The 22,099-nt window shown below is 53.5% G+C and carries 31 protein-coding genes; 15 read left to right on the forward strand and 16 right to left on the reverse strand.

Annotated features, from left to right (window positions below; genetic code table 11):
• Nucleotides 1-43 precede the first annotated feature (43 nt).
• The 5 genes from E8K88_RS16415 to E8K88_RS16435 all read right to left on the reverse strand — a co-directional run bounded on the left by E8K88_RS16415 (nt 44) and on the right by E8K88_RS16435 (nt 5,195).
• On the reverse strand, nt 44-2,056 hold the full coding sequence (locus E8K88_RS16415; protein WP_136407761.1) for a phage major capsid protein: 2,013 nt from the start codon (nt 2,054-2,056) through the stop codon (nt 44-46).
• On the reverse strand, nt 2,053-3,753 hold the full coding sequence (locus E8K88_RS16420) for a terminase large subunit (RefSeq protein ID WP_136407762.1): 1,701 nt from the start codon (nt 3,751-3,753) through the stop codon (nt 2,053-2,055). The genes E8K88_RS16415 and E8K88_RS16420 overlap by 4 nt, the downstream gene beginning before the upstream one ends.
• Entirely contained in the window at nt 3,746-4,225 is a 480-nt protein-coding gene (locus tag E8K88_RS16425) for a phage terminase small subunit P27 family (protein WP_136407763.1), read from the reverse strand. The genes E8K88_RS16420 and E8K88_RS16425 overlap by 8 nt, the downstream gene beginning before the upstream one ends.
• Before the next feature lie 99 nt (nt 4,226-4,324).
• The gene (locus E8K88_RS16430; RefSeq protein ID WP_136407764.1) at nt 4,325-4,699 is read right to left on the reverse strand and encodes an HNH endonuclease; all 375 of its coding nucleotides are present in this window, start codon (nt 4,697-4,699) and stop codon (nt 4,325-4,327) included.
• A gap of 52 nt (nt 4,700-4,751) precedes the next feature.
• On the reverse strand, nt 4,752-5,195 hold the full coding sequence (locus tag E8K88_RS16435; RefSeq protein ID WP_136407765.1) for a hypothetical protein: 444 nt from the start codon (nt 5,193-5,195) through the stop codon (nt 4,752-4,754).
• A gap of 293 nt (nt 5,196-5,488) precedes the next feature.
• On the opposite strand from E8K88_RS16435, the gene E8K88_RS16440 reads away from it, so the two are divergent.
• Nucleotides 5,489-5,983, forward strand: a complete 495-nt coding sequence (locus tag E8K88_RS16440; protein ID WP_136407766.1) for a hypothetical protein — start codon at nt 5,489-5,491, stop codon at nt 5,981-5,983.
• 170 nt (nt 5,984-6,153) lie between these two features.
• On the opposite strand, the gene E8K88_RS16445 is transcribed toward E8K88_RS16440, so the two are convergent.
• Complete coding sequence (locus E8K88_RS16445; protein WP_136407767.1) at nt 6,154-6,408, reverse strand: hypothetical protein; 255 nt, start codon at nt 6,406-6,408, stop codon at nt 6,154-6,156.
• 68 nt (nt 6,409-6,476) lie between these two features.
• On the reverse strand, nt 6,477-6,881 hold the full coding sequence (locus E8K88_RS16450) for an Acb2/Tad1 domain-containing protein (protein ID WP_205880111.1): 405 nt from the start codon (nt 6,879-6,881) through the stop codon (nt 6,477-6,479).
• A gap of 119 nt (nt 6,882-7,000) precedes the next feature.
• On the opposite strand from E8K88_RS16450, the gene E8K88_RS16455 reads away from it, so the two are divergent.
• Nucleotides 7,001-7,639 carry a hypothetical protein gene (locus E8K88_RS16455; protein WP_136407768.1) on the forward strand — a complete coding sequence of 213 codons (639 nt, stop codon included), beginning with the start codon at nt 7,001-7,003 and terminating at the stop codon, nt 7,637-7,639.
• A 158-nt stretch (nt 7,640-7,797) separates the two neighbouring features.
• On the opposite strand, the gene E8K88_RS16460 is transcribed toward E8K88_RS16455, so the two are convergent.
• The 9 genes from E8K88_RS16460 to E8K88_RS16500 form a co-directional block, all read right to left on the reverse strand.
• Nucleotides 7,798-8,205: a hypothetical protein gene (locus E8K88_RS16460; RefSeq protein ID WP_136407769.1), complete on the reverse strand. Its 408-nt coding sequence runs from the start codon at nt 8,203-8,205 to the stop codon at nt 7,798-7,800.
• Nucleotides 8,206-8,469, reverse strand: coding sequence for a hypothetical protein (locus E8K88_RS16465; protein ID WP_136407770.1), 264 nt, complete (start codon nt 8,467-8,469; stop codon nt 8,206-8,208).
• Nucleotides 8,470-8,473: 4 nt separating this feature from the next.
• On the reverse strand, nt 8,474-8,740 hold the full coding sequence (locus E8K88_RS16470) for a hypothetical protein (protein WP_136407771.1): 267 nt from the start codon (nt 8,738-8,740) through the stop codon (nt 8,474-8,476).
• The gene (locus E8K88_RS16475; protein WP_136407772.1) at nt 8,733-8,930 is read right to left on the reverse strand and encodes a hypothetical protein; all 198 of its coding nucleotides are present in this window, start codon (nt 8,928-8,930) and stop codon (nt 8,733-8,735) included. The genes E8K88_RS16470 and E8K88_RS16475 overlap by 8 nt, the downstream gene beginning before the upstream one ends.
• Nucleotides 8,931-9,339: 409 nt before the next feature.
• Nucleotides 9,340-10,212, reverse strand: a complete 873-nt coding sequence (locus E8K88_RS18190; protein WP_205880112.1) for a toprim domain-containing protein — start codon at nt 10,210-10,212, stop codon at nt 9,340-9,342.
• On the reverse strand, nt 10,212-11,759 hold the full coding sequence (locus tag E8K88_RS16485) for a DEAD/DEAH box helicase (protein WP_136407773.1): 1,548 nt from the start codon (nt 11,757-11,759) through the stop codon (nt 10,212-10,214). Before E8K88_RS16485 ends, E8K88_RS18190 begins: the two co-directional genes overlap by 1 nt.
• Nucleotides 11,756-12,670 carry a ParB/RepB/Spo0J family partition protein gene (locus E8K88_RS16490; protein ID WP_136407774.1) on the reverse strand — a complete coding sequence of 305 codons (915 nt, stop codon included), beginning with the start codon at nt 12,668-12,670 and terminating at the stop codon, nt 11,756-11,758. Before E8K88_RS16490 ends, E8K88_RS16485 begins: the two co-directional genes overlap by 4 nt.
• 93 nt (nt 12,671-12,763) lie before the next feature.
• The gene (locus tag E8K88_RS16495; RefSeq protein ID WP_136407775.1) at nt 12,764-13,273 is read right to left on the reverse strand and encodes a phage regulatory CII family protein; all 510 of its coding nucleotides are present in this window, start codon (nt 13,271-13,273) and stop codon (nt 12,764-12,766) included.
• Between the two features lie 228 nt (nt 13,274-13,501).
• Nucleotides 13,502-13,762, reverse strand: coding sequence for a transcriptional regulator (locus E8K88_RS16500; protein ID WP_168797373.1), 261 nt, complete (start codon nt 13,760-13,762; stop codon nt 13,502-13,504).
• A 95-nt stretch (nt 13,763-13,857) separates the two neighbouring features.
• On the opposite strand from E8K88_RS16500, the gene E8K88_RS16505 reads away from it, so the two are divergent.
• The 13 genes from E8K88_RS16505 (at nt 13,858) to E8K88_RS16560 (ending at nt 21,991) form a co-directional block, all read left to right on the forward strand.
• Nucleotides 13,858-14,538 carry a S24 family peptidase gene (locus tag E8K88_RS16505; protein ID WP_136407777.1) on the forward strand — a complete coding sequence of 227 codons (681 nt, stop codon included), beginning with the start codon at nt 13,858-13,860 and terminating at the stop codon, nt 14,536-14,538.
• A gap of 212 nt (nt 14,539-14,750) precedes the next feature.
• The gene (locus E8K88_RS18650; RefSeq protein ID WP_420813592.1) at nt 14,751-14,984 is read left to right on the forward strand and encodes a TM2 domain-containing protein; all 234 of its coding nucleotides are present in this window, start codon (nt 14,751-14,753) and stop codon (nt 14,982-14,984) included.
• A 315-nt stretch (nt 14,985-15,299) separates the two neighbouring features.
• A complete protein-coding gene (locus E8K88_RS16515; protein WP_136407778.1) occupies nt 15,300-15,758 on the forward strand; it encodes a hypothetical protein in 459 nt (152 codons plus the stop codon).
• Complete coding sequence (locus E8K88_RS16520; RefSeq protein WP_136407779.1) at nt 15,751-16,794, forward strand: serine/threonine-protein kinase; 1,044 nt, start codon at nt 15,751-15,753, stop codon at nt 16,792-16,794. Before E8K88_RS16515 ends, E8K88_RS16520 begins: the two co-directional genes overlap by 8 nt.
• 1,144 nt (nt 16,795-17,938) lie before the next feature.
• Nucleotides 17,939-18,070, forward strand: coding sequence for a hypothetical protein (locus E8K88_RS18500; protein ID WP_276606680.1), 132 nt, complete (start codon nt 17,939-17,941; stop codon nt 18,068-18,070).
• Complete coding sequence (locus tag E8K88_RS16525) at nt 18,063-18,347, forward strand: hypothetical protein (RefSeq protein WP_136407780.1); 285 nt, start codon at nt 18,063-18,065, stop codon at nt 18,345-18,347. The genes E8K88_RS18500 and E8K88_RS16525 overlap by 8 nt, the downstream gene beginning before the upstream one ends.
• Nucleotides 18,344-18,859, forward strand: a complete 516-nt coding sequence (locus tag E8K88_RS16530; RefSeq protein WP_136407781.1) for a Rha family transcriptional regulator — start codon at nt 18,344-18,346, stop codon at nt 18,857-18,859. The genes E8K88_RS16525 and E8K88_RS16530 overlap by 4 nt, the downstream gene beginning before the upstream one ends.
• 9 nt (nt 18,860-18,868) lie before the next feature.
• On the forward strand, nt 18,869-19,141 hold the full coding sequence (locus E8K88_RS16535; protein WP_136407782.1) for a hypothetical protein: 273 nt from the start codon (nt 18,869-18,871) through the stop codon (nt 19,139-19,141).
• Nucleotides 19,142-19,224: 83 nt separating this feature from the next.
• On the forward strand, nt 19,225-19,710 hold the full coding sequence (locus E8K88_RS16540; RefSeq protein ID WP_136407783.1) for a hypothetical protein: 486 nt from the start codon (nt 19,225-19,227) through the stop codon (nt 19,708-19,710).
• The gene (locus E8K88_RS16545) at nt 19,707-20,195 is read left to right on the forward strand and encodes a hypothetical protein (protein WP_136407784.1); all 489 of its coding nucleotides are present in this window, start codon (nt 19,707-19,709) and stop codon (nt 20,193-20,195) included. Before E8K88_RS16540 ends, E8K88_RS16545 begins: the two co-directional genes overlap by 4 nt.
• A 142-nt stretch (nt 20,196-20,337) precedes the next feature.
• Nucleotides 20,338-21,153: a hypothetical protein gene (locus E8K88_RS16550; RefSeq protein ID WP_136407785.1), complete on the forward strand. Its 816-nt coding sequence runs from the start codon at nt 20,338-20,340 to the stop codon at nt 21,151-21,153.
• 12 nt (nt 21,154-21,165) lie between these two features.
• Nucleotides 21,166-21,705, forward strand: a complete 540-nt coding sequence (locus E8K88_RS16555; RefSeq protein ID WP_136407786.1) for a hypothetical protein — start codon at nt 21,166-21,168, stop codon at nt 21,703-21,705.
• 34 nt (nt 21,706-21,739) lie between these two features.
• Nucleotides 21,740-21,991: a hypothetical protein gene (locus tag E8K88_RS16560; RefSeq protein ID WP_136407787.1), complete on the forward strand. Its 252-nt coding sequence runs from the start codon at nt 21,740-21,742 to the stop codon at nt 21,989-21,991.
• Nucleotides 21,992-22,099 lie beyond the last annotated feature (108 nt).

Below are 22,099 nucleotides of genomic sequence, written 5' to 3' on the forward strand. Positions count from 1 at the left end.
AAAGGGCCGGCACATCGGCCAGCCCCTTAAACCAAGCTACTGTTTATTCACCGCCACCAGCAGCAGGCACACCCCAATTGACGCCGGTCAGCACCTGAACCGCGCCAGGACGACGCTTGGCCCAGTTCAAATGACGCTCAGCACGGAATGCAACGCTGTTTGTCTGGAACATCGACACAAGGCCGGTCGCAGCTGTTGGCGTGTTGCTGTCATGCGATGGAGCGTTATCCATTTCCAAGGACGCTTCGCGAGACAGGTCAACTTCAAAGCCACCTTCGTCTGCAAAGTAGATATCCGAAGCGTTCGCCAAGATCACCAGGCCAGCAGGCACATAGTCAGAAACAATGGCAGGCAAGCCCAAGAATGTGCCGCCCGTCATGGTGATGCCTGGGAATTCAGGCTGGCCCAATGGATTGAGCATCAGCGACAACGCCAGCGCAGTGGCAGACCCCATCAACCAAACACCGGTAGATGGAACGTTGCTGGCGGCCAGGAACTTGCCCATGATGGCGCGCACGTCCGTACGCACTGCATCTGCATCGTTGCCGCTGGATGCGGTTGCAGCCACACCATTGGTGATCGAAGCTGGCGAGATATTCGCAACTGCGGCCTTGGCAGGGTTCACAAAGTCGGTATCCAAGCGCTCACGCAGTGCCGCCACCAATTGATCACGGATCATGGTGTCTGCAGCGACAGATGCGCGCTTCAACAGCTCTTCAGTGATGACGGCGATGTTGGCAACTTTGAGCGGCTGCAGAATTTGCGAGCCGTATGCAAACTGGGTCAATGGTTTAGCCTTGCCCTCGCCAACCCAGTAGCCAGCGCCGCCAGTCGCCTGACCGACCAGCGGCACATTGAATGGCACGCCACGGAGCGCGGGAATGCCGCCCTGGCCGAACTTGCCCAAAATTGTTTGTGGACGCAGGAATTCAACGAAATCACCGATCACGCCGCCTTGCGCAACCAAGACGCCACCCCATGCTGGCGTGCCAGTGTTGCCAGCAGGTACAGCGGCCTTAACCATTTCAACCACACGCGGATCCAAGCTGCCTTTTTGCGACTCGGCGATCTGTGCGGCATAGAAAGGGTTGTTGCCGGACTGGTGCTTCAGGCGCACCAGTTGCGCCATGGCCAAACCTTTTTCAGCATGGTTGTGCTTGACACTGATCACAGATGCGCCGCCGCGTGATGCGGTCGCATCTTCTTGGGACTTGCCATGCACCGGCTTTGCTGTGGCCTGTAGGTCTTTTTCCATTTCACGCAGATCAGCCAGCTCGGTGTCCAACGCTTTGATTTCGGCAGTGATTTCACCGAAGCGCTCAGACTCGGATGCATCTTTGGTGCGGCCTTCGTCAGCAGCCTTGGTTTGGATGGTCACTCGCTCGTCAGCCAGCTCTTTGCGCTTAGCTTCCAAAGCCTTGATTTGCTCTTGTACGTTCATTTGATTGCCTTTCGTTTTGGCGTAAAAAAACCCGCTTGGTGCGGGCTGTTGCTTTTTGCCAGTAACGCCTGGCGGTGAATCGGGGCTTCCCCCGCAATGCGGATCATCATCGCGCTTAATGCCTAACGCGGCGCGTGACGAAGAATCCAAAGACTTGATTGAGGTGATGGATGCCTCTTGATTTGCAGGGACAGTCACGGCTGAAAGCTCATACCACCCCCAGCGCACAAAATGCATGCCTCCGCCATCCAAGAACGAGTATTCAAGCGGCGTGAAGCCGATAGAAAGCCCGCGCACCAACCCCGACTTGATCGAGGCCCATGCTTCATTGAGCCGCGCCACCATCTGGCTGGGCATGTCCTGAGTCGGCGCAACAAGCTTGGCTTTGATCTCAATGCCTGCCTTGGTCAGCTTTGCGGCTGTCACCTCGCCAATTGGCTGGTGACGGTCGTGCTGCCAAAGCAAGGGAATGGGAAGCTTGAACTCCGCGCCACCAGGGTCCACGATGTCGCCATCGCGATCAGTAGCGATTGTTGAGGCGATGCCGGTGATTTCACGGGCGTCCTCGCTCATCGACTTTACGATGATTTGGCTGTAAACACGTTTCACTGTCATAAGAAAAACACCTGGTAATCCTTTTCCTGTTCTGGTGGCAGCAATACACGCCCCACCGCCATGATCAAGGCCACAGCCCCGTCAATCTTGTTGTCATTGCCCTGCTTAATAGGTCTCACCACATCGTCATTACCCGGCAACGTCTTGCCAATCACGTTGGCAATGCACCAGGTCATGATCGGGTTGCCGTCATGATGAAATCGTCCCGAAGCAATAGCGGCTTCCAGCTCTTTCATCGGATCGGACATGTTGGTGTAGTTCTGCGTGATCGTGATTGGCATCAGGCCTTCGTCATCCAAGTGATGGCTTAGGTTGGTGGCTCCATGCGGGTCAATTGGGGAGCACTGCACTGGGTTGAGCCTATTGGCTTCTTTGGCCTCTTCCAGAATTTCCCTGTAATCCACCTCTGCGCCATCTGTTGGAGTCAACAATCCCGCATTCACCCACTTCTGAAACCGCTCGGCCATGCGCCGGTTGTCCATGTTGCTCACCGTCTCGTCAGGCACCCAAAATTTAGGGGCCACTGAGTAGTAATGCCGCCTGCCGTCGATATCGCGCCAGAACAATCGCGCCATACTGTTCATATCCAGCTTGCGCGCCAAGTCAAACGACAGCACGCACGGCTGGCCCTCGAACTGCTCCAGCGTCAATGATTCATCTTTAAGTGCATCCCACTGTGCAACGTTGAAAAATCCCGACTTTGCCGTCACCCACAAGCCCAAATGCTTGGTTTTGAACGTATTGGTAAAGCGCGCCTGCTGGATAGCCCTTCGCTGCTGGCTCTCCAGGTACTCCCGGTAGACAGACACGCCAATATTGGGGTTTGCCTTGGCCAAGACAGCCGGGTCTTTCCAGTCGTCATCCTCGTCAATCGTCCAAATCCAGCCAAACAACTCCTCGTTGGGGACCGTGCCTTCGAGCATTTCCACTACTTCGCGGCGCTTGTCGTAGCATGGGCCTTCGATATTTGCTCCAGCGGTGGTGATGATGAACATCAGCGGCTGCTTGCGCGCCCCCATGCCGGTCAACATCGTGGTGTAGAGCGAGTCACTGTCATGCTCGTGGTATTCATCCACAATGGAGCACGAAGGCGAAGCGCCGTCACCCGGATTGCCAATGATTGGCTCAAAGCGACTTCCATCTGAGGGCTTGTTTAGGTTTGATGCATTCACCTCAACGCCTGCGGCTTGCACCAGTAGCGGCGACCTCTGCACCATCAGGCGTGCAGGCCGAAACACCTCCCACGCTTGCTTTTCAGTCGTAGCACCCGAGTACACCTCAGCGCCAAACTCTTGGTCCATGGCAAACATGGCCAAGCCGACGCCGGCCGCAATCACAGACTTGCCGTTTTTTCGGTTAACCTCCCAATAGCTCTCACGGAATCGGCGCATGCCATCGCTTTTACGCTTCCAGCCAAAGGTGCAAGCCAGCCCGAACTTTTGCCACGGCTCCAGCGTGACCAATTGGCGCTTAAAACCCCACTCGCCCTTGGTATGCGGCAGCAGCTCGATAAACGCTATCTTCCGCTGCGCCTCCTTAGGGTCAAACACATACGGGAAATCATCCCCTTTGCTGCGCTCCAGATCATCTAAATGGCGCTGACACGCCTGCTTAACGTACCGGCAGCATGGCACCTTGCCTGCGATTGCATCTTTTGCGAAACGGTTGGCAACATCAACAGAGGAATATTTAGGCATTGAATAGCTCGGCAAATGGATTGCCGCCTCCCTCTGGTTTCTTACCGATGATGCGCTGACGGCTGGCTGGATCTAGGCCCAGCATGCCGCCGTATGTGGCCATCATCGCGACGGCCTCTTTCACAGCGGTCACAGCTGGGTTCTTAATCGGAGAGCCAGAGGCGCCCAGCACAGTCACGCCATTGTTTTTGACCTCTTCTTGCGCAATCCTGAATTGGTCGTATGCGTTGCAGTACACCTCAAGGTTTTGCACGTCGGTGGCTTCAAGCACCTTCTCTCGGCACAGCAGCGGGCAGACCGTCTCCCACAGCTCGCGGCCATGGTCGCCCATCCAAAATGGGCAGTCGATAGACTGGACCAGCCCAAAATCAGGCTCATCTTGGTTGATTGCGCGCTTGCCAGGGTTGCCAGCAAGCAGCTTCTTGGCCGTAGGCTTTGGACGACGGCCGGAACGTCCTGAAACTCCAGCCATACAGCCTCCGGTTAAATTTCATATTACGCGGGTACAAAAAAAGACTTGAACAGACGGTCTACAAACCGATCCGCCCCAGCGATTGACCCTCCCCCCCGCCTATCTCGACCCATGCCGCCCTCTAGCAGCCTCCATAGCAGTCTTTGATTTATGGCAGCAGGTGCAAATAGCTTGAAGGTTCTTCGGCTCATCTGTGCCACCTTCTGACTTGTTTGTGATGTGGTCCACCTCAGTCGCTTCAGTTAGCCTTCCCTCTCTCTTGCACACCTGGCACAAGTAGAGGTCACGGCGAAGGATTTGCTCCCTCAGTCTGCGCCATGCTGACCCATAACCGCGCTCGGTACTGCTGCCCTTGGGCTTACGCATCCACCCTGCCTTCTCTTGCTGGTGGGCATCGCAGTAGCCATGGCTGTTGCGGTGGATGGCGTTGCAGCCTCTATGCCTGCAGAGCATTGGTGTTCTTTGTCTCGCCATCTTTCACCCATTAAAAAACCACTCCGAAGAGTGGCTTGCTGCATCTGTTTTCTTACTTGGCGCTGAACTCTACTTGTTTGAAGAGTGCATTCTGAAGAATTGTGTAGTAATAATTCGGCAGTGAATTCCAATCATTATGCTTAGCTACCCCATTGCCTAAAAAGAAGTAGTGACCATCCCAAGGATGAATACGTGCCTCAAAGATTACAAGCTTGTCATTGTTTAAGTTGCTTTTTGCGAGGAAGAGAATGACACCTTCAATCCCATCATCCCCTGGCGCCCAGGCTAATTTTATTTCAGCTTCACCAAACACTGACTGGAGTGCTGCCGCCTGCCTTGATCCACTCACACTAACCGCCAGCTCGCTCTCCATTTCTTGAGCCGCCTTACTCAAACCAATCAGCAATTCATCATAGGAATTTTGGATTTGATTAACTTTTTGTGCGCCGCTTCTGACTTGTCGCCACTGCTTTTCGATTACGCCCATTGTGTCCATGACTTCTCCTTTTAAAGAGTCATATGCTACACAATGTCAGTGACAGTTATAAAATCCAGTCTGCACGCTTATCTGTATCTTAGGCTTGAGGGCTTGTAGTCTCAATCGCACTCAGCGATCAAGGCGCGGCAACCTCAGCTGGATTAGTGGCCTTCAGCGAACAACCCAATCCCTCTTTTGTGGTTAAGCACATCACGCAAACGGGTGGATACGACTGGACCCTGATAGAGGCGGCCTACCTGGCCTAAATCGGTGTAGCGACCGGGGCCACTTCATTTTTTCAATTGATGCAAATGACCGTTAAATGGACCGACCCACTTCCCCTTTCCGATTACCTACAGTCGGTTCGCGGACCTGGCTTGTATGTGATTGGAGAATCACCCCATGGGGTTGCACCAAGCCCTCCAACTGATGATGACAAGTTTCTTGGCGAAAACTGGCCAGATAACTTCCACCCCCATTACGCAGGCATCTCTTTATCACCCAAAAGAGGAATGACATCTCGCCTTTACTGCCATGCTAGAAGCAGGGGCAACTCTTATATTGCAAGCCTTATCCAAAAAAAGGCCAACCTTTACTTTATTCAATTACCCGGAAGGATGAATGCAGACCTAGAGCAGCATATGATCATGCTGAAAAGCTCTATTGTCTTTTTAGGCAATGTACGTGATGAAGAATCGCGCTTAATTAAGCGGTGGCAGAAGCAGCTCGATATAGATATGCCAAACTGGCGAGAATACGGTCGCCATCTTGAAGATCCAGAATATGACCAGCGGCGTGAAGGCTGAGAGCGTGGCTGCAAATGGATTCGAACCCTTGCAGACCCGCGCATTGACTCTAGTCGCCCCGCTTGTCCTCTTGATCTAGTCACCGTTAGGCCACTCCGGCACTCTGTCTTTGCACTACACCCACTAGATGCACTGCAAAGAGCCCTCCGTGAAGGGCTACACAGCTTCAATCAAACAGACGGGCACATTCGCCAGGAGTCCGTAAACACTGGGCGCTCACGGCGCATCAGGGAAGCTGCAAAGGCGCGGGCTTTGATTACCCAGCTGGGTTTGGTCTGGCGCACTTCATTGCGGGGCGCGGCGATTGCGCAGGCATCCATCACACGGAACATCACCCAGCGATATGCAGACACCAGCGGCACGGCAATCGCAGAGCAAGCAGCCATAGCAGCCGCAACGCACGCAGTCAAACGACTTCGAAACATTTCTCTCTCCTTGTTTTTGCTGTGGCTACCAGCGGGAACCCCTTGCCGTGACGGGAAAACCTGATCGGTTACTTTGCTTGGCCTTCACCCTCTGCCACTTGGTGAGTTCCTTCAACACCGGCACGCATGCGGCGGATAGTGCGCTGCTGCAGCCAGTGCATAGCCTCTTCAATCTTGGTGAGTGCCAATGCATTCTCGCGACATGAGAACGGGCCAGCCTGAAAGCTACGCAGACGGTCAGCAACGATTGCCAACAACACCTCTTGCGTCAGGCCGTTCACGCCTTCTTCATTGATTGGCCCATTCTGAAATCGGATCACCGTCGCAGTCTCGTCGGCCGCCTTGTTGTGGTAGCCGCGCACTTGGTATGCATGGTTTGCGCCGCCAGCACCGGGCGCATCGATTGTCTCGATGACCAACTTGTCGTTGGCTGGGTTGATGATGTGATCTGTGATCGCGCGAGCTTGGGACATGTTTTCTCCAGACAAACAAAAAGCCCCGACCGTTTCCGATAGGGGCTGTATGGGTTAAATAGGGGTTTCTAATTAACTGATTTCAGTGATTGACATTGCATTTAAACATATTGACACTCATGCAACATTTCAACTTGAGGCCATTCGATATGCACCCGTTTGTCAAACTCTTACTCTCCGCCGCTGTGCTGGCAGCTTCTTCTACCGCTGCTTTTGGGCAGACAGTGATCACTGGCACTCTAGATTCCAACAGTCCTCTCTTTGAACGCCCTCACACCAAGGAGCCAGGAGAGGAATGCGAATTAAACGGCGTTGGCCCCTTCTACAGCTATGCTGCCTATACCGCCGACCATGCAGGCGGGGAGCTTACTGTGCGGCTGGAGTCCACCGACTACGCCAACGACGGTTACGATCCCTTCCTCGGCATATATAACGACACCTTCAATCCATCGTTGGGCTGTCAAAATGCAGTTGAATATGTTGACGACACAGGGGGTGCGCCGAACGCACTCATCAGCGGCAATTACCCTGCCGGAAGATATGTAATCGTCGCAACAACTTGGAGCCCAGACCTATCCTCTGGCTCATACGCACTGACCACCAATGCAACCAATGTAGCCCCATGGGCTCCTACAGCCGCCAAACCAGTCGCTGTCCCCGCAGCGGGCATCCCCGCCTTAGCCTTGGGTAGCCTCGGTTTGATTGGCGCTGCTGGGCTTGTGTCTCGTCGCCGTAAAGCTAAAGCAGAAAAAGCTTAATCGCTCCCCCAAACGCCTCAGCCTCTTTGCCTGGTGCGTTTTTACATCCAAAGCAAAAAAGCCCAGTCAGTGATGACTTGGGCTTTTCTTTTTTCCACAACGCTGGAGCCCTTACGGCTCCAGTTCAGTGACACAGTGTCTTAAATCTATGAGGCCGATCATACACTATTTTTTTGGAAATGCAAGCGATAAATATTCCAGAACATTCGCATGCCATGAATCCGAGCCTCGTTCCATGTTCTCGGGCTGAATCCAGCTTTACGCATGGCGGCGTGGTGTTGGCGTGGGTGTGAAACGTAGTGCATCTGCAGCACCTTGCGCTCTCTCTCTGGCGTCGCCACCAATGCGCGCTGAATGTTCATGGCCTGCCAGGTCGGGATCATCGGCGGCAGTCTGCCTTCCTCTGCATCAGCGCCAGTCTCTTCCGATGCATACGCGCCCTCTGCACTACGGCACCGCTGCGGCCTGCCAGTGTCTTTGGCCCAGCGGCCATAGCTGATGATCAACCCCTCTGCCTCTTTCAAGTCGGCCGGCATGAATAGCTTTTGCGCTTTCTCTTGTCCCATTTACTTCCCCTCAAAGTTACTGAATCTGCGTGCAAACAATTGGCGGTTTGTGTCGGCCAATGCTTGCTGTTCTGTGGTGCCCAGCATGCGCCAGGCTCTTTGGTTCTGCAGCGTGGCGGCATGCTCATCGCATAGCGGCACCGCTAGAAATGGGCTTGATGTGGTGCGCGCCTTCGCTTTCGTGGTGTTCCCGCCATAGACGCGGCAGGCATAGCAGCCAAGCTTGGCTACGCAGGCCAGATAGGTGGTTTCGTCTTTGGTCATTTGCTTAACGCCCCTTTCCGCGAACTTCAAACATTTCGCACCGGTGCAGGATGAACAAGCGGTGCCGCCCGTTTTTGCATTTCTTGTCGATCAGGTTGGCGCACTCTTGGCACACCCGCATATCAAACTCACCGCACCGGTCTCGAACCAGCATTTGCTCGGCCAATTGCTCTGCATCACCGTCCTTCAGCCCCTGCGCAACGAAAACCTTGTGTCGTCTTTGAAATGTCACGACCTCTTTGTCGGTCCATGTGCTTGCTGTCTCATTCATTCGGCTTCCCTGCGTTGATACGGCACATATTGCAAATCTCTTTTCCGTGGTGCTCTGCCAAGATCACATAGCCATCACGCCGTTGGTTCATGCCACCGGTCGACCACATCTTGCAAACGGTGTCTTTACCATTCCAGAAGTGCGCTTTGGATTTGCGCTTCTTGGTATTCAGTAGGTATTGCTGTTGCATCTCTAATCACCTTCTTTAAATATCTGTCAGGGTTCAGATCGGTTCCGCAGACCGCAACATTCACCAAGAGGAGCTCTTAAAAGCACCCCTTAGTGAGTTGCGGGAGCCTTTTTCTGTCACGGGACGAGATTCGGACACTTAACCGCACAGCACCATTTGATGATTGCGCTGCTTGCAGGATTACTCGCCATCAAGCGACCCATCTCCCCGTTCCTGCACAGCCCGAAGGCCCACTCATGAGGGGTTGGCTTGGGATGGTCCCCCGTAGCCTCTCGATGCAGTTACGGCGGCCCTTTCGGAGCGGTCTACCTGCATCCATCGTTTAAGGTTCGACAACCATCTCTGCCTGCTGCTGCGGTGCTTGGAGAACCGCTCTAACCTCTCTGGCTTCGGGCGCAGGCGATGTGATTTATGTGTGTGCTGCCTCCTGCTGCAGGCGTACAGCCATCAGCTTGCGCACGACTGGAAACAGCCCTGAAGCCACATGCAAATCGTTGAAGTCTTGCCCCTCTTCATCGGGCATACACCAGGGCAGGCCAGTGGCCTCTGCGGCCTCCTGCCCGGTCTTGCTGGCGTCGTTGTCGGCGCAGACAAACCGGCGGCCAGTGGTAAGGCTGGCAACGTGCTCCAGGTTCACAGCGCTGAAACACACAAGCACAGCAGCCTGCGAGCCGATGGAGCGCAATGCGGCATGGATTGATAGCCCTGTCGCGTAGCCTTCGCAGAGGAAGGTTTCTTTTGCCTGGGCAGGACCCATGCGAAACACGGCCGCTTTGGCGCGCATCCCGGTGAACATGCGCTTTTTGTATTTGCGCTCAGCCTCAATCCACTCGATTTGCTGCAGCCCCTGGAGTGCATTGGTCTGGACATGGCGCATTGGGGTGAGCAAGACGCCCTCACGCACCAGGCCATGCGCATCAGGAAAACCTTTGCGATGCAGGTATGCGTGCTTGTCGCTCTTGGCCTGCCTAAGGGTCAAGTCGGCGCGCTGTGCGGCCCGCAGATAGGAGGCCTCTTGCTCTCGCTTTGCAGCCTGCCGTTGAGCGTGCCACTGGGCCTTCTCTTCATCAGTCCACGGCTTGGCGGTTGGGTCGTTCCACCACTCCACACGCGCGCCATCGGACCAGTTGCAGACCCAGCCGCGCTGGCCGTCAAAGTAGTAAGCGCCATTGAGGCTCTTGGGTTTGTCGGTTGTGCCGCACCGGCGAATCTTTTCGCTTGAGTACAGCTTCTCGTGGATGATCTCTAAGCCGTGGATTCGGCCAAATTGGATGAAGTCCATTACGCAGACGCCCTCTTGTTGAAGCGAATGGATTCATGAGCGATGCGCCCACTAACCGCACGCGTGATAGGCACATCACTGGCCCTACAAAAATCCCAGCTTGGCCAATCGCCAGTCCATTCTTTGAATTTGGCTTTTACAAAGCCTTCTTTTTTGACGAGTTTTGGCTTTGTCTTTGAGTAGGCAACAAGCTGATCAAATAAGTGTTTTTTGTCATCGGCTAACTTTTGCTTGCCGATGACCACCTCTTTCATCTCTCCGCTGATGGCAGCATCCAGTGCAGGTGCTACGTACTCGTAGCCGCACGCCATGCAGTGCTTGCCGAATGGCTTGAAGCCACACGAAGGGCATCCTTTGGGCTCCCGAAATTCCGGCTCTTTTCGAGGTGTTTTATCCAGGCGCTCGCCCTCAACTAGCGAATGCACGCCGTTGTAGAAAAAGTCCTCGTAATCGGCCAAAAAGCGAACGATGTTGCCGCTGTGATCAAGCAGGATGCAATCTGTTTTGCCGGTCTCTGGGCTGGAGCGCAGCCCACGACCCCACATCTGAATCGCCAGGGAAAGAGACTTGCGCAGCGGTCGGCAATCAACGACACAACCAACATCGCGCACGTCAAACCCTTTGGCCAACGCCTCAACAGATATCAGCACGCGAATTGATGATTCAGCCTTCTTAAACTCTTTGAGCAAAGAGGCTTTTTCTTCATCAGGAGTCTTGCTGGTATAGGTTGCGGCCACGACACCAGACTCAATGAACTGTCTAGCCAGCTCTTTGCAATGATCAATGGTTGCTGCAAAAACGATGGTCTTTCGGTTTTCACCGTGCTTGTGCCATTCGGCAACCACATCTCCGACAATCTCCATGCCGCGTTCGCCAACATCCTCAGCGGTCCATTCGCCGCCTTTCTTGGCAATACCGTCCATATTGATAGGTTTGCAAGACAGCACGCGCAAAGGCACCAGCGTCCCATCTCTAGTCAGCTCGTCCATGGTGGCCGCCTTAACCAGGTTTGTATAAAAGCTACCGAGTCCAGCCACGAAAGGTGTCGCTGTCAGGCCGATGACAAACGCTTTGGAGCCCTCCTCCGACTTCAGGTAGTAGTCGAAGCATTTCTCATAGATTGTGTGAGCCTCATCAATGATCACAAGGTCGGCTTCAGGCCATTTGTCGCGCCTAGTGAGCGTCTGCATACTCGCAATTTGGTATGGAATATCTCTGTCACGCCGCCAGTGTTTCGCCTTGATGATGGCGTGATCAGAAAGCCCGTACCCATCTGCTGCTTGGCTGGTCTGCTCGACCAGCGTCTCGCGGTCACAAATGAACATGACGCGTTTTTGCTTAGGCTTGTTATTTACCAGGGCTGAATGGGCAATTTTGTGGCCGATCCAGCTCTTGCCTGCTCCGGTTGGAGCCATGATCAGCTGGCGTCGATGTCCCTGTCTAAAGCCTTCTGCAATCGCTTCGATTGTGGGCGTTTGGAATGGACGCGGTGTTCCAAAATCGGCCTTGTCATAATTAGGCATTGCGCTTGCAAACAGACTGGTCATGCCATTGCTCCCATGTTGTTTTCAGAGATCCATGTCTTGAGTTTTTCCAGCTCTTTAGCAAGCCTGTCAGCCTTACGCTGGGCTTTTTCTGCGTGGTCGATGGCAGCCGACTTCTCATTCAGCAGGCTATTGAGCCGCAGCTGCAGTGCAGCAAGCTGGGCTGTTAGCTTCTTGTTTTCCTCAGTGACGGCGGCCAAGGGCTCATCGGAGTCGAGTAGCAACTCCATGCGGCGAAGATCAGCCTTGTGCTCTGCCTCCAGAAGCGCCAACTCTTCGGCGTCAGGTGCGTACTCATCTACATCCTCTTGAACAGCGTCTGATGCGGATGTTTGCTCAATTGGTTCTGGTGCAGAAGGTGCTACTAGCGCGGGTGACGCAGCAGCATTCACTTGCGCTTCTGGCTTCTTGCCGATGTTGGCCGTGTTCTGGGTGTAGGTGGTGCCGTTGCGGGTGACAGTGCGATCGATAGGTCTATCTTCGTTTTTATCGAAGATGGAGTCACGAATAGAGCGGACTAAAAACTCAGAAACGCCACAAGCCTTCGCCACCTGAACATTGCTCCACGTCGCCCACTCCGCATCTGCCAGCAGTGTTTCAACCGCCTTGCGCTTGTCAGCGTTAGTGCGACGCAAACCGTGGTTCGCATTAGCTCCAAGACTATGCAAGATGGCTTCGCGCTTTGTGCCTGGAATGACATGTTCCAGAATCTGGGCTAAGCCAGCATGACGGGCTGCGTGGTAACGATGGAAGCCATCAGCCAGCCAATAGTCTGAGCCATCAAAGAAGACTGTGATAGCAGGGAATGCAACACCTTCGCGCATAGCTTCGGCGTACTCAGCCACCGTATCTTCATTCAGCTGCACGCGCGACTGAGTAGTCCCGTCAAAACGAATTTTGTCTAACTCAAGCATGTTTCATCTCTTCTTGTTCGTAGGCATCAACCCAAAGCGCCAGCGGCAAAGACCGCAGCACAAACAGGTGGCGAATAAATCGTGTCAATCGGGTCATGCTGTTGCGCGCTCCCCATTGGCATAAGCCTCGCCCTCGGCGCGGTGGCGATTGCTGTGGGCGTGCTCATTGGCCAGAGCCTGATAGGCGGTTTGAATCGCGCTCATCAGGTCGGTCATTTCCTTCAGAATCTCTTTGCGGTCGTTGTCCGAGACCTTCCCGTCAGCGCGCGCCTTAGTCACCGCTGTGAGGTATTCAGCCGCCTCATGAATCACTGCAGTAGAAGCAGTGGCATGGCAAGACGCATCACCGGCACCAGCAGGAATTACAAAGGCATGGCCTGCGCGGAAAGAGAACACTGTGGCCAGGCCAAACGCCTCTTTCACACCCTGCTCATGGCACATTGCGGCGAGTTCTTCAGCATCGGCCAGCCCCATCTTGTGAGACTGCGAGCCAGCCAGCTCCTTACGCAAAACATCGTCAGATTTACCGGTGCGCGCGGCCAACGCAGGCCTGCCACCAGGGTATGCAGCCACCATGCGGCGCAATGAATCAAGTGCGTTCATGCCGATGTACTCCCAGCGATTTTTTGGACATTGAGCTCCACCGGCGCGCTTGCGACACTACGTGCATCGAAACAAATCACACCAGGAGCAGACGATGAAGAAGCAGGAACCAACACGCCGCGAGGAACTGACACAGGAGCAGCTGGAACGCTTGCACACGAGAGCACAGAAATGGCTGTGGCGCATGCAATCAGGAGCACTGCGTAACCTTTGGCTTGGCCGGAAGATTTAGGCATTGGTGGGCTCCTGGGTGAGCTCTGGGCGAGATTTGCGCAAATAGGCCCAGTCAACGCCTGAAGCCATATCCTCGCAAGTCACAACCCCATTGCTAAGCTTCTCAAGCTCAATAAAAACCTGAGCTTCACGAATCTTCCTCGCGCCGCTTCGATAGTGGTAAATGGCCTGAATAGATAAACCGAGCACACTAGCAAGTGCCTCAACACCGGCAAGATCTATCGCCTTCTGGATGGCAGGAAGATTTGTAGTCATGCGAGCAATTCTACACATGTAGATAGATTAAGTCTACATGTGTATTTGCTGTTTTTCTACATTTGTTTAATAGTGCGGGCAACAAAGGAAGTTGTATGTCGCTTGGATCTCAAATTAAGCATTACCGCGAAAAAATGGGCTGGACCTATGAGCAACTGTCCGAAAAAAGCGGTGTCGAGAAAGGCACGCTCAATGCCATGGAAAAACGAGGAAGTCAGGCCTCTAAGTTCGCTTCAGAAATCGCAAAAGCATTCGGCTTAACCGTCGAGATGCTCATAGATGAATCTGTGGATTACGATGTCCCATACCCTATCTCGCGTGTAACACCTTTACCCGAAGGTGCTATCCACGTTGGCAATGAGCGCGCCAGGCCAATTTACGTAGTCGGTAAGGGTGCAGGTAGCCCCGCACCCGAAAGAATCTGGACTGATGGAGACAGACCCGTGGGCGCTATTGATGAATTTGTAATGGGCTATTCATCAGATCCGGAGGCATTCTTGATTGAAGTCGATGGGTCGAGCATGTACCCAAAGTACGAGCATGGAAACTTTGCCCTGATTGAGCCCAACACCAGCATTGACCTTGAAGATGTGGTGCTGGTGCGTCAGGAAGATGGCCGAACCTTGTTGAAAAGACTGCTATCCAGACGAAACGGAAAGATTGTTTTAGCAAGCTACAACGACCCGGCGCGTCTTGAGCTGGACGAACTGGATGTGAGTTGGATGTACTACGCAGCCAACGAGATAGCCCGCAAGAAGATCAAGTCGCGGTTTTGATCTTCAAGATCAATTTCGAAAGACTCTCAGTTACAATGTATAAATTTACTAACATTTCCAGCTAAGAGGATTACATGGCGCTGATCACATGCCCAGAATGTCAGAATGAAATTTCTGACAGAGCAACAAGTTGCCCAAAGTGCGGATGCCCAATCAATGCAAGCATTCAACTTGCGCCACCCCCTGCGCCTAGTCCACAGTTTCAACCTCAAATGCAAGCCACGCAGAGCGGCACAAGCAGAGGTATCTACATACTAATCGCACTATTTCTTGGCATTTTTGGCATCCACAACTTCTATGCTGGCAGGATCGGTCCTGGGGTCGCCCAACTATTGATTACTCTGATCTTAGGGTGGTTCATTATTGGTCTTGTCATCACTGGCATCTGGGCAATCGTGGACATAGTCGCAGTGAAAACTGATGGCTCAGGGCGCGCAATGACCTGACCTGATCAAGCGCGCAGCAGGCTCAGTGCCAAGCGATGCGTATTGGTGGGGTGATGGGTGGAAGCCCGTTAGAAGGCGAGTCAGGGCCCGCCCTCAAAAATCCTGAAAAGTCGACTAATCCAACATTTTGCTTACAATACACACTTTTCCTAACGCAGGGAGTGAGTATTTAGGCATTAGGTTGCGGCTTCCCCGATCTAGGGCCCTCAGCAGTTGGGTGATCTGGTCCGCAGGGTGTCTCAACGGCGTAGACACAAGCTCATTACGCTATGCGATTCAGATTTACACCGGAGCAATAAAGAGAGGAAGGATGGCATGAATACCATCGGAATTCGGGCTAAGCCCGCAGAGGTGACATTCGCGGTCTACGATGCTGACGCTAACGCCATAATTAATGTCGAAACAATAAAGATTCCAAAGGCGCTATCGGCGCCCGATGCGCTCAAGTATGTTCGAAACAATATCCTAGATGTCCTGCGGGAGTATTCGATAGACAGCGCAGGGCTGCGTGTAACCGAAAGCACAGCGAAGCAGATGAATGTAGAAAGAATTGAGATTGAGGGGGTGATTCAAGAGGCCTTTGCCAGTAGCTGTCTCAAGAGCTATTACGTCGGACAGATCGCAAGCATTTCTCGCCGACTTGGATTCCCGCGGGAGCAATTCAAGCGCTACGTAAGCAATGAGATTTCATATGATGCGGTCGAGAATTGGGGGGAGCTAAAGCCTGAGGCCAGAGAGGCTATTTTCGCGGCGCTGGGGGCTCGCAATGCTTAAACCATACAACATCGCAGATGTCGCATTTCAGCTCGACCAAGAGATAGGCCAAGAAGGTCGTAACTCACAGGTTTTTATCGCACACGACCCTCAACTAAATGCGCGTCTTGTTATAAAGAAGGTTCCCAAGGCCGGACTTGACTCTGCTACATTCTTTTCAGAATCTGGGCATGTTTATGCAAGTAAGCATTCGAACGTGGTGCCCATCCACTATGCCTGCCAGGATCAAGATCACATTTATCTCGCGATGCCGTATTACGCCAACGGCTCCTTGAAAAAGTTGATGGAGCATGGCTTCTTGACCGTTCGCCAGATCGTGGTCATCTCTACACAGTTTCTTAGTGGCCTGCACCACATTCACTCCAAGAAGTTAGTCCACTTTGACCTTAAGCCAGACAACATACTTATTTCCGAAAGGGGCGAGGCCCTGTTGGCCGACTTTGGCCTAGCGAAGTCGCTCGGTCTGAATGGCCTTGCAGAGCAAGACATGTTTTACGGGAAGATGGTGCCGCCCGAAGTGTTTCAACAGGCCGCTTACGATCAGCGATACGACATCTATCAGGTCGGATTGATTTTGTTTAGGATGTGCGTGGGGGACGTAGAGTTTTACTCGCAGTACAACTCACACATTGTTAATGGCAACTTTGATAGACATGCATTCAAGCACGCTGTCATTAATAGGCAGTTTCCCAATACCAGCAATGACGTCTTTCCTGAGCACATACCTGACTCATTGATAAAGGTTATTAGGACATGCCTGCAAGAGGTGGGCCTGCGCTACAAGTCTGCGATTGACATCGTGAACGATTTGGCCTCAATAGAAGGTGAGTTATTGGACTGGCGCTATTCTCAGAACGGTCCCGGTAGGCGTTGGATCAAGAAGGTCGACGACATGACTTATTCGTTGGACCTCGACGAGAATAGGACGTCTATCGCAAAAAAACTCAAAGATGGAGGGCAGGAGCGTAGAATAAAAGACTACTGTACGGACGCTTTGAACAGGCAATCTACCAAGCGTTTTCTTCGGGAGCATTGATATGAAGAAAATTCGTAATGACAGAAGCGCCTATCTATCTAGATCCGCGCTCGCCCGACCACAAGCCGACCCGCCCAAAGAAAGTAAGACCAATCCTAAAGATCGCGGGGACTTCAGGGTCGATGCAACAGGGTACTTTGTCTGGCCGAAAAGGATCAAGGCATCCTGCTAAGTGGGCACCTGACGCAAGTCACAACTCTTCAATTAGCTTTAGCAATTCTTGCGAGTGTTCCTGATGCTTGCATTTTTGTGATCGGCTTTTTGAGATATGGACGCGTAATAGTGGCGCAGCTTGCAAAGAATGAAACGCAAAGCGTAAAGCAAATCACGCGCCACGTAACCTTATCTACCAGTCTCGCACCCGGCGGCACGTAACCCCATTCGCCTCGTTTATCCATATGATCCCCCTGCCCGCACCGCGCGGGCTTTTTTGCGCCCGGAATTGGGTGCATGGGGAGATTGTAGAAGTAATCATAAAAAATCTACAATTTTATTTCTACATTTGTTGACAGATTAATATACATATGTAGAATCAATCCCAGCAGCACAGAAAGCCGCTGGGCAAAGCAGATCGAGGCTGGCTCCCCACTCCTTAAGAATTTGACTTGTGCGAGATGGCTTCGGCCTGATGCTCTATGAGTACCGCACGACGTTTCCCGGTTGGGTGAAGTACCGGGTGAAAACCAGATCAGGGGAACCTTCCAACACGCAGGCAAATGCCGCGTGGATCTGGCGCTAGTCGCGGGCAATAGCAACAACGCGACAAGAACGGCACTGATACAGATCAGCAAACGCGCAGCCAGTGCGCGAGTGGGAGCCGCACCAGCGGGGAGTGCCCACCGGGCAGCACGCCTCAGACAACGAAGACCAATTCATCCGGGTTGGCTGAGGTATCGATATCCAAGGACGCCGCCCATTCTTGCCGTACAGGCAGCTCAGAAAGATGTTGTTCAGCCCACCAATGCTGGCTGTCCCCGACATTCACAAGCGGTAATTTTCTGCCGAACAGGCAGCATCTTAAATGCCCTCACCTGAGGGCCATGAGCACAGCCTACCCTTGCGATCCACTACGAATCTTTCGTAGTGAAGTCGTAGACCGAATAGGGGTGGTGGGCTGTGCTGATGATTCAGCAAGGGAGTTCACATGAGAGTTGTTGCACTGGCCGCATTAGCGGTCATTTTTTTGGTCGCTGCATTGGTAGAGCGCGGTGCCATACAGGCTGACCGCATCGTCGCACAAATCGCAGCAGAGCAAGGAGCTGGCCTGAATGACTGAAGCAGTCGACCCAATCCAAAAGCTTTTGGCCACGCCCAAGTTCTACATCGTAGACCGCCTAGCCAACACCATCACGCACCGCGAGCTGACCAAGTTTGAGCTGCGCAACAAAGACGCCTTCCAAGTGAGCAAGAGTCACCATGGCACGTTTGAAAAGGCGCGCGCCGAGTTGCTTCGAGTCCGGCACGACGAGCAGATCGAGGCCGAACGTGAACTGGAGAAAGCGGATCGGCGGCTTGAGGCTGCGGCAAGTATTAAGGAGGAATCGATTCGATGAACGGCATCGTACTTACTGACAGCCTTGGCAGCATCATGGACAGTCGTGCAACCATGACCTGCAAAGAGATAGCTGAACTTGTTCAGTCAAGGCACGACAACGTGAAAACGTCTATCGAGCGACTTGCAAGACGCGGCGTGATACGACTTCCTGCATTGCAGGAAACCGAAGAAATCAACAACTTAGGACTCCCGCGCAAAGTATCTGTTTATGTGTTTGAAGGAAAGCGGGGACGCCGCGACAGCACCATAGTGGTCGCCCAGCTTTGCCCGGAATTCACGGCTCGAATTGTTGATCGCTGGCATGAACTAGAGGAACAACTCTCGCTTTCGCCGCTTTGGGCCGCACGGCTTGAAGTCGAGCGCCATGATGCTGAAACCTTCGCCGCAGCCTCTCAGGGTAGCCGCGCCATGCACGCACGCAAAGCTGCCATTCCAATCATCCGCGCAAAGCGCCAGCAACTCAAGCTCTTGATGGAGCCTGAACTACCCCTTCTGCCTACTACCCATTGAAAGCAAACCATGACCACCACCAACCTATCAATCGCAGGCCTAAAGGCTGTTGAGTACAAGCAATTTCATGACGCACGAAAAGCTGCGAACGCCGCCTACCAAGAAGCTTGCAGCACATGGCGTCACCGCAATAGCTTTTACGAAGACATTGAGCGCGACAGCAAAGAATGGAAAGCCTTGATGAAATTCACAGCGACCGAGTACCAGGCGCTGGTAAAAGCCAAAGCAGCCGAGCGTAATGCCCGTGAGCGGATGTTCCGCGCATGCCGGAAAGCCGCATGAGGCCCACAAAAGGCGAAACCCCGAAGGCTGGCACCAACGGGGCTTCTAGTGTCAATAACCAAGTGTTTTCGCAAGGAGTCGACATGGCGAATGATAGCAAACAACGAGAACCAGACCAGCCCGATTACTCATTCCATCGCGATGACAGTGAATTCAATCCGCGCGGCGTTGAGTGGTGCGGCTTCACTGACGGCCAATATCATGGCTACGCTGTTATGGCAGAGCTCATTGGGAAGCTTCCAAGCGATGGGAGTCCTGGCGAAACAGTGAGAACGGTGATGCTGGAGGCTGCGCAGGATTGGCACAACGACGCTCCTGATCGTGCGGGACGGCGCGGCGCTGCTGTTTCTTTCATGTATGTGATCGAAAGCATCTTGATTGACGCCATTTTTTCCGGTCGTGCAGAGTCAGTTTTCCGTGAAGAGGTCAAGGGCCACTTTGATGCTGAGCAGTCGGATCTTGATCTATCAATCGCAAAAATCAATTCGCTACTACCGCCACGCCAAGTAGAACCCGAAGTCAAGCGCGCCAAACGTCGCGCCGCCAAGACTCAAGAGGTGGTGGTATGAATGCAACTGTCTCAATAACCCCCTATACCCCGACCCAGAAAAACGGCCAGATCGTATGCAATTTGTTGTTTGATGAGCTGCTTGAAAGCGTGCAGGCGGTTAGTCGCGCTATAGATCACGGTCAGAAAGATGGCGTTAAAAGCCCCGATCAAATTTGGCCAGAGACAACGATTGGATGGAACTGTGAATCAGCAATTGCGCTTGTCATTAGAGACTTGGAAACACTTAAAGGCCATTCATACGATTTGACCGATCTTAGCTCTCGCGTATTTCAAGTTGAATCTGCTTTGAGTGTGATTCGTGCCGTTGCGCCTGAATCGGCTGGCTATGTTTGCCGAACACTCGACGGCGCAATAAAACTGGCTGGAGTAGCCGGATGCCTAATCATGGATTGCATTGCGCCGGGAAAACCGTCTTCGGCCAAGATTGAACCAGAGGTTCGCCGCGCCGCACGCCGTGCCAACAAAGAGGCTGCCCATGCCTAACCTGCCCGCCACCACCGAAACCAAGCAATCGCTTGTCGACCAGCTGCTATGCACCTTGTGCGAGTGGCTTGAGTCGCTGATCTGAACCACCCTACCCCAATACTTTGGGCCTCATTCAAGTTGAGGCTCTGGATTAACACGCATGAACAACAATGAAAAGCTGCGCGCATTGCTCGCGCTCCCTCCAATACTGCCCAGCGCCAGCACCGCGCTTGTGGTGCCGCAGATGCCGCCTCAGCAGGTGGTCTCCGGTGACCGTGAAGTCGATGCAGTGCTGTGGCTGCAGGCCGTCATTGCCACCGGTGACACCGGGCTGATCGATAAAGCTCTGGAGTCAGCCAAGGCAATCACCACGCCAATGAAGGAGCTGGCCCTGCGCTACGGCAATCACCTGGCTCGAACCCACGGAGCATTTGCCGCGGCTCTTAGCTCCTTTGGGTTTGGCGAGCTGGAAGACCAAGCCAAGCGCGCAAAGGAAAAGGCTGCGCGCCGACATGAAGCGCTGTCTCACTTTGGCGATGAGAAAACCCTGTTTGCCGACACTGCTGCAGAGAAGGCATGCAAGACCGCGCTGCGTGGCCTCAAGCAGCAGGGCTATCCGTACTACGACCCAGCAGCTGCGGCCGAGCGGTTCAGTGCGCGGGAAGCGCTCCAGCCTCATACGCTGGACGACTGCCTTTATGCCATGGAGCATTGGGACAAACTGTATTGGCTGCGCGCCGCTTGGGAGAACAGCGGGGACCAATGGCCGCAAGTGCAAGCACACGATAACTACTGCTTTGCGATGCTGGCCAACATCAGGCCGCGCAGCCAAGAGGAAGCAATTCGGGTGCTTGAGTATCTGGATGATGATCGCATGGACCGCAACGAAGCGGCAGCGATTCTGCGCAACCTCGTGGTTAGCGGATGGGGATTCAAAAATTACGCAGTTATGACTGAGTCGTCGCTAACCGTCTAAGGAGCAAAAGCCATGACCAAATCGTTAAAGCAACAGCGCGCACTGTTTCAGCCGCAATTGGTAGAGCTGATCGCCGGACTACGCCGCCACCAAATTGAAGAGGCCGTGCAAATCCTGCTGGACTACATCGACGCATCAACAGCATCGGTGCAATGTCTGCCAAGTTTCGAATCTCCACTGGTTCAATCGATCTACGAGATTCTTGCCGACTCCGATGCCGCCACGCCAACCGGCGAGCACTACGAAGGGTTCACAGCACGCCGAATTGCACAGACCATCATGCAATGTGCACTCCTGAGGCTACCACCAGCCCCGCACAAGATGGGTGACGTGGAGCTTTGGCCAAGGCATGTGATTGAGGAATGCTTTATGGCTGCGACATGCGGCACGGTCGACCAAGCGCAGAACCAACGCGATCCAGAAGTTGCCATCGACGCCCTCATTCTTGAGGCGTGGAACAAGCACGGCGGCGGCATCAGCTGGGGCGACTTCTACCAAGCAACCTTGGTCGGAATTCAAATCGGGGCAAGTTATTCAGAGTCTGGCAAATGAGCAAACAACGACAACAACGGAAAGGACCACACAAATGGTAGGCGAACAAAAAACCGGACGAATCGACGGCGTGCGCATCGAGGCCGTTGTCCATGAAGGTCTGACGGCAACCTACAACGGTGAGCAAGTGCGACTGGCCATCATTACAGCAGACGGCAAGATCATCGCCGCAGGCAAGGACGTGGCGCGCGAGGCCCAGGCTGTGGCGGTCAACTGCTACCAGAACATGCTCAAGGGCCAAGGCCGCATGCGCGTGCTCAGCCCACCGCTAACCCAAAGTAAATAAAGGAAAAGCCAGCGTAATTGCTGGCTTTTTTATTGTCTGCGAATTGATCAAAAATAAGTATAAATTGAATTGCTTATGGGCAGCCTAAGCTGACGAAGCCAACTTTCG

It is taken from the genome of Lampropedia aestuarii (assembly GCF_004803635.1).
Classification (GTDB): domain Bacteria; phylum Pseudomonadota; class Gammaproteobacteria; order Burkholderiales; family Burkholderiaceae_C; genus Lampropedia; species Lampropedia aestuarii.